We start from the raw sequence: 7,232 nt of genomic DNA, 5'->3' as shown, positions 1-7,232 counted from the left end.
AAAGATCAACACGCCCTAAAGAATGCTTTTATCTGATTAAAACGTATAGCGTATGATCGCTCTGCTCTTCATTTAGTATCGTAATTACTAATGCAGTGCCTACTCATGCGCTATGTAACCGTATATTTTTATAGGTTAAATTAAAAAACGACACATTTTTAATGTGCCGTTTTTATTTTATCTAACCTAAACTCTGGTTAAGAGATTTACTAACGTATTGAATCATAGTGGTATTTAAATTTATTTTATCTAGCCAGAGATTTTCAGTTGAAACAAGGCGAATTTACGCGTCAATAGCTGGCCTATTGCAAGTAAATTCAACGCAGTTAGCGCTGAAAATAGCTGCTCGAGATAGATTTATTATCCTGAGATCGGGTTATCTACTTTAAGTTTTTAATAACAAAAAAACGCTAATCATTACTGATCAGCGCTTTTTAAAGCTCGGGTCAAATCAAGCTTAAAAACTCATTTGAGGCTGTTAAAGGTCAGCGTCATCACCTAACTTATCTTCACCATCATCTGGTTCAATAGTTGCTTTTAATAAAAGCATTTCGCGTAACTTGCCTTCAATCTCATCTGCAATTTCTGGGTTTTCTTTCAAAAACTTAATTGAGTTAGATTTACCTTGGCCAACCTTGTTGCCACAGTAGCTATACCAAGCACCTGCTTTTTCAACAATTTTGTGCTTAACACCTAAGTCAATTAACTCGCCTTGCTTAGAAATACCTTCACCATACATGATGATAAATTCAGCTTGTTTAAACGGCGGCGCAACTTTGTTTTTAACAATTTTAACGCGTGTTTCGTTACCAACAACTTCATCGCCTTCTTTAACAGAACCAATACGACGAATATCAATACGAACAGATGCGTAAAACTTAAGTGCATTACCACCTGTTGTTGTTTCTGGGTTACCAAACATAACACCAATTTTCATACGGATTTGGTTAATGAAAATACATAACGTGTTAGAGCGTTTAATGTTACCAGTAAGCTTACGTAATGCTTGTGACATTAAACGTGCTTGTAAGCCCATGTGCGAGTCGCCCATGTCGCCTTCAATTTCAGCTTTTGGTGTAAGTGCAGCAACCGAGTCAATTACAACAACGTCTACCGCGCTTGAGCGCACTAACATGTCACAAATTTCTAATGCTTGCTCACCGGTATCTGGTTGCGATACAAAAAGCTCATCAATGTTAACACCAAGCTTTTGTGCATAAACTGGATCTAGAGCATGCTCAGCATCAATAAAGGCACATGTTTTGCCTTCTTTTTGTGCTTCTGCGATAACTTGTAAAGTAAGCGTTGTTTTACCAGATGACTCAGGTCCGTATACTTCAACAATACGTCCCATAGGTAAACCACCTATGCCTAAAGCAATATCAATACCTAATGAGCCTGTAGATACAGATTCAATGTTTAACGCTTTGTTATCACCCAATTTCATAATTGAGCCTTTACCAAATTGACGTTCAATTTGTGATAGTGCAGCGTCCAACGCTTTTTGTTTGTTATCGTTCATTTTATTCTCCAAATCCAGCTAATGGAATCAAGTATACTGTATGAAATCACAGTATCAAGCTAATTTTTTTATTTTATCTCATCTATTACACTTTTCAATGCAAATACAATAGCTTGCAGTCTAACTTGAGCCCTATCGCCAGAGAATACTTGTTTAAAGGTCAGTACTTTGTCATTAATTTGTATGCCAAACCACACAAGTCCCACAGGTTTTCCATCAGTTGCCCCGCCAGGTCCTGCAATACCCGATACAGCTATAGATATATTTGCATTTGTTGCTTTAATAGCACCTAATGCCATTTCACGCACTGTTTGTTCGCTCACAGCACCGTACTTTGCTAATGTGCTTGCACTTACATTTAGCAAATCTTGCTTTGCTTGGTTGCTGTAAGTCACAAATGCGCGGTCAATATAAGCAGAGCTTCCGGGCGTATCTGTAAGGGCATAACTCACTCCGCCACCAGTACATGACTCAGCACTAGTGATCCATAAGCATTTATCCGTTAAAATAGCGCCTAATTGCGCAGCAAGTGTTTTAATCTCTTGATGTAATTCCATATTCAGCCTTTGGGTAAATACATGTCGTTTGATCTTTATGCACCACACACTATAAAACAACAAACCCCTATGATGCAGCAGTATCTAAAAATAAAATCAGAGCATCGCGATATTTTATTGTTTTATCGTATGGGCGATTTTTACGAACTCTTTTTTGACGACGCAAAACGCGCAGCTCAACTGCTCGATATTTCGCAAACTCATCGTGGTAAAGCCGGTGGCGATCCTATCCCTATGGCGGGCGTACCTTATCATGCAGTAGAAAACTACCTAGCACGCTTAGTTCAAATGGGTGAATCAGTCGCTATTTGTGAACAAGTGGGTGACCCTGCAACTAGTAAGGGTCCTGTCGATCGTAAAGTTGTTCGTATAGTTACACCTGGTACAATTTCTGACGAAGCGCTTTTACAAGAACGACAAGACAACCTCCTTACTAGCGTTTGGCAAAGTAAAAAAGGTCTGTACGGTATCGCGTACCTTGACATTAACTCTGGTCGCTTTAACGTTGTAGAGGTTAACACCGACGAAGCCTTTAGCTCAACTATTCAGCGCTTAGCTCCGGCAGAACTTCTGTATAGCGAAAGCTTTGAAAACTTTCATTTAATTGAGCATATAAAAGGTGCCCGCCGCCGCCCAGAGTGGGAGTTCGACTTAGATACGGCCGAGCACTTATTATGCGATCAGTTTGGTACTAAAGATTTAGTTGGTTTTGGTGTTGATAAAGCCCACAGCGCGCTTGTTGCTGCCGGTTGTTTAATGCAATACGTAAAAGATACACAACGTATTGCATTACCACATATTCGTGCAATTACACTGGAGCACAACGAACACGCTGTTATTTTAGATGCCGCAACCCGTAAAAATTTAGAACTTACCGTTAATTTATCAGGTGGGTTTGAAAATACACTTGCCCAGGTACTTGATAAAACAGCAACACCTATGGGCTCTCGTTTACTTAAGCGCCGTATTCATACACCTGTACGTAATAAAGACGAGCTAAATTCACGCTTAAATGCAATTAGCGCTATTTTAGATGTACAACTGTGCGGCGAATTACACGAATCATTAAAAGAGATTGGTGATGTAGAGCGAGTTATTGCACGCCTAGCTTTATGCACAGCTCGCCCGCGCGATTTAACTCGCCTTCGCAGCGCATTACAAGCACTTGCGCCACTACACACTTTGTTAGGTGATGCTAACGATCCTCGTATAGCGGGTATTATCAAGCACTCGCCTGAGCTCCCTGATTTACAAGAGTTATTAGAACGTGCAGTGATAGAAAACCCACCGGTACTTATTCGTGACGGTGGCGTTATTGCCCCTGGTTACAACAGCGAACTAGATGAGTGGCGTAACTTAAGTAAAGGTGCAACCGATGTACTTGATCAACTAGAGTTACGTGAACGCGAACGCACGGGTATTAGTACGCTTAAAATTGGTTATAACCGCGTACATGGCTTTTTTATTGAAGTAAGCCGCGCCAATGCCCACTTAGTGCCAGCCGACTACATCCGTCGCCAAACGCTCAAAAATAACGAACGCTATATTATTCCTGAGCTTAAAGAGCACGAAGATAAAGTACTTGGTAGCCAATCAAAAGCCTTAGCGCTTGAAAAGCAACTATACGAAGAGTTGTTTAGATTTATTGCTCCACACATAGAACAACTTCAAATGATGGCAGCAGCACTGGCCGATTTAGACGTGTTAAATAACTTGGCCGAACGTGCATTTGCACTCAATTATGTAAAACCAGAACTGTGCGATAACGACAATATAAGCATTAAGCAAGGTCGTCACCCTGTTGTTGAACAAGTAATGAAAGAACCGTTTATTGCTAACCCTGTTGAATTAAACAGCCAACGTAAAATGTTGATTATTACGGGTCCAAACATGGGCGGTAAATCAACCTATATGCGCCAAACAGCACTTATTGTACTAATGGCTCACATTGGCAGTTATGTACCTGCAGACAGCGCTAAAATTGGCAATATCGATCGCATATTTACACGTATTGGTGCAAGCGATGATTTAGCATCAGGTCGCTCAACCTTCATGGTAGAAATGACCGAAACAGCGACTATTTTAAATAATGCCACGGCGCAGTCTTTGGTATTAATGGATGAAATTGGTCGTGGTACAAGTACCTACGATGGGCTTTCGCTTGCGTATGCAACAGCCGATCATTTAGCGTCAAAAATATCAGCTAAAACATTGTTTGCAACGCACTACTTTGAGTTAACAGAACTTGCTGAACAAACAACAGGTCTGGTAAACGTGCACCTCGATGCAATAGAACATAACGATACAATCGCCTTTATGCATACAGTACTTGATGGCGCAGCAAGTAAGAGCTTTGGCTTACAGGTAGCTGCTCTTGCGGGTGTGCCAAAAGCTGTTATTGCACAAGCAAAGCAAAAACTTAAGTTACTTGAAAATCATCAAAGCGTTACTGCACCAAATACAGAACAACAAGCCTTTACTTTTAATAATGAAGTTGCTCAAAATACACCTTCTGAAGTAGAAGAACAATTAAGCGCTATCGACCCTGATAATTTATCGCCACGCCAAGCGCACGATTTGTTATATAAACTAAAAGCATTGTTGTAATTTATATCATCTAATTTACAAGCATAAAAAAAGCCGAAGAATAAATTCTTCGGCTTTTTAACACACATAGTCTCTTATACTATTTAACTAGTTACGAAAACTGATTAAACAAGCTATCTGTACTTAAACCTTCTTGTTGCAAAATGTCTTTTAAGCGACGTAATGCCTCTACCTGAATTTGTCTTACACGCTCACGTGTTAAGCCTATTTCACGACCTACATCTTCAAGTGTAGATGGCTCGTAGCCAAGTAGACCAAATCGACGTGCTAACACTTCGCGTTGTTTAGGGTTTAATTCACCTAACCAATCTACAATGTGCTTATTAATATCATTATTTTGTACTTCGCCTTCAGGGCCTGCACTTTTTTCATCTGGGATGATATCAAGCAGTACACTGTCGTTTTCACCACCAATCGGCATATCAACCGATGCTATTCTTTCGTTTAAACGTAGCATTTTAGTAACGTCTTCAACGGGTCTGTCTAGGCAAGCTGCAATTTCGTCAGCTGTTGGCTCATGGTCAAGCTTTTGAGTTAATTCACGTGCTGTACGCAGGTAAACATTAAGCTCTTTAACTACATGGATAGGTAAGCGAATGGTACGCGTTTGGTTCATAATGGCACGTTCAATTGTTTGACGTATCCACCATGTAGCGTAAGTAGAAAATCTAAAGCCACGTTCAGGGTCAAATTTTTCAACAGCGCGAATTAAGCCTAAGTTACCTTCTTCAATTAAATCGAGTAGAGCAAGGCCACGGTTATTGTAACGGCGTGCTATTTTAACAACTAAACGTAAGTTACTTTCAATCATACGTTTGCGTGAGGCTTCACAACCTCGAAGTGATTTGCGAGAAAAAAACACTTCCTCTTCTGCGCTAAGCAAAGGAGAAAAACCAATTTCGCCTAAATAAAGTTGGGTTGCATCAAGATTTTTAGTTACTTCTTCTTTCGCAAAGATTTCATCGTCTTCTACTTTATCTAGTAAAGTTGTGCTTTCATCAGCAGCGATGTCATCGAATTTTTCGTCAGTCGTAGTGTGTTTGTCAAGTTTTGCTGCGCTAGCCATAAGCCTTCTCCCGAGCAATTATCAATACCTGAAAATTAGGGTAGGTATTTAGCAGGATTGACAGCTTGCCCTCGGTAGCGAATTTCAAAACGAAGCGCGGTGACCGGAGATTCTGAATTACCAATTTCTGCTATTTTTTGTCCTGCCTTAACCTTCTGCTTTTCTTTAACAAGTAATTTCGAGTTATGTGCATAAGCACTTAGGTAATCATCATTATGTTTCAATATGATTAAACTACCATAACCTCGTAGAGCGTTACCCGCGTATACCACTGTTCCTTGTGCCGCAGCTAAGACTGAAGCCCCTTTGCGATTAGTAATCTGTAAACCTTTATAACCGTTTTCCTTATTAGAAAAGCGTTTGGTAATTTTGCCCTTTGCAGGCCAAAACCACTTAACTTTACTGCTCGACAAACGTTTAGTATTACTAACTTTGTTACTGGCTTGTTTCTGAACATACTCTCGTTGTTTTGGAGGATCAAGCTCTTTCTTTAATATTATGTTATTTTTTTGTGTGTTTTTTATAGACTTTTTACTCAAATTCGTATATTTTTCATCCCTTTTTGTTTTTTCGGGCTTGGGGGTTAAGGAGATGTTTTGCCCAGGGAAAATTGTGTAAGGTGATGGAATTGAATTGTTTTTTGCAAGTAATCTAAAATCTTTACCGGCGCTAAAGGCTATCGAATAGAGCGTATCACCTTTTTGCACCTTATAAATATCGCCATTTATGTTAATGGTATGACCTAAATCATTAACATTATTATTTAGGCTGCTAACAGGCGCTGGAATATGGCGAGAAGAGCAACCTGAGAGAAAAACACCAACAAATATAGTCACATACAGTAAAAACTGTTTATTCATTGTATTTTTCTCCCAAATTAGACAATTGATATTTTTAACGCTTAACGCAATAAAAAGTACGCTAGCGCAATTAATACCACTAATCCCCAACCAAGTATTTCAATATATTGACGTAATTTTGCTTCCATTTTAGCCCCGCCCCACTTCATTAAGGCTGAAACTAAAAAGAATCGCGCACCACGTCCAATCGCCGATGCGAGTAAAAATGGCAAAAATGCCATTTGTAAAACACCTGCGCCAATGGTAAATACTTTATATGGTATAGGCGAAAAACCAGCTAAAAACACAACCCAAACACCGTAATCTTTAAACCAATTTAATGCGATATCAAACTTTTCTTGCCAGTGCATTTGTGCAATCAATGGCTCAACAACGGGTTCAAATAGCCAAAACCCAAGCAAGTAACCAACTACTCCACCAACAACCGATGCTATTGTAGCAAAGCTTGCAAAACGCCATGCTTTTTTGGGCTGTGCAAGCGACATAGGTGCAAGCATTACATCAGGCGGTATCGGAAAAAAAACTGACTCTGCAAAGCTCATTGCAGCTAAATAACGTTCCGCATGGCGGTGCTTTGCCCACACTAGGGCCATATCGTATAACTTGGTAAACAACTTCAA

Annotated in this window: 6 protein-coding genes; 1 reads left to right on the top strand and 5 read right to left on the bottom strand. The window is 39.8% G+C overall.

Annotated elements, in window-relative coordinates; all coding sequences use genetic code 11:
- Positions 1 to 478 precede the first annotated feature (478 nt).
- Both recA and GQR39_RS17830 read right to left on the bottom strand, forming a co-directional pair.
- Positions 479 to 1,522 (bottom strand): recombinase RecA, encoded by a 1,044-nt coding sequence (recA, locus tag GQR39_RS17835; RefSeq protein WP_024591486.1) that lies wholly within the window; start codon positions 1,520 to 1,522, stop codon positions 479 to 481.
- 68 nt (positions 1,523 to 1,590) lie between these two features.
- A complete protein-coding gene (locus GQR39_RS17830) occupies positions 1,591 to 2,079 on the bottom strand; it encodes a CinA family protein (RefSeq protein WP_101217726.1) in 489 nt (162 codons plus the stop codon).
- Positions 2,080 to 2,100: 21 nt separating this feature from the next.
- Between GQR39_RS17830 and mutS the strand changes: the two genes are divergently transcribed.
- Entirely contained in the window at positions 2,101 to 4,686 is a 2,586-nt protein-coding gene (gene mutS / locus GQR39_RS17825) for a DNA mismatch repair protein MutS (RefSeq protein ID WP_165736246.1), read from the top strand.
- Between the two features lie 91 nt (positions 4,687 to 4,777).
- Here mutS and rpoS read toward each other — a convergent pair whose 3' ends face one another.
- The 3 genes from rpoS to GQR39_RS17810 are packed head-to-tail and all read right to left on the bottom strand — an operon-like array spanning position 4,778 to position 7,232.
- Positions 4,778 to 5,752 carry an RNA polymerase sigma factor RpoS gene (rpoS, locus tag GQR39_RS17820; RefSeq protein WP_007584786.1) on the bottom strand — a complete coding sequence of 325 codons (975 nt, stop codon included), beginning with the start codon at positions 5,750 to 5,752 and terminating at the stop codon, positions 4,778 to 4,780.
- Positions 5,753 to 5,787: 35 nt separating this feature from the next.
- Positions 5,788 to 6,612: a peptidoglycan DD-metalloendopeptidase family protein gene (locus GQR39_RS17815; RefSeq protein WP_165736245.1), complete on the bottom strand. Its 825-nt coding sequence runs from the start codon at positions 6,610 to 6,612 to the stop codon at positions 5,788 to 5,790.
- Between the two features lie 41 nt (positions 6,613 to 6,653).
- Positions 6,654 to 7,232, bottom strand: coding sequence for a YqaA family protein (locus tag GQR39_RS17810; protein ID WP_007584782.1), 579 nt, complete (start codon positions 7,230 to 7,232; stop codon positions 6,654 to 6,656).

The organism is Pseudoalteromonas sp. C8 (genome assembly GCF_011378685.1).
Lineage (GTDB): Bacteria > Pseudomonadota > Gammaproteobacteria > Enterobacterales > Alteromonadaceae > Pseudoalteromonas > Pseudoalteromonas arctica.
This window is presented reverse-complemented; position numbering and strand designations above follow the sequence as displayed.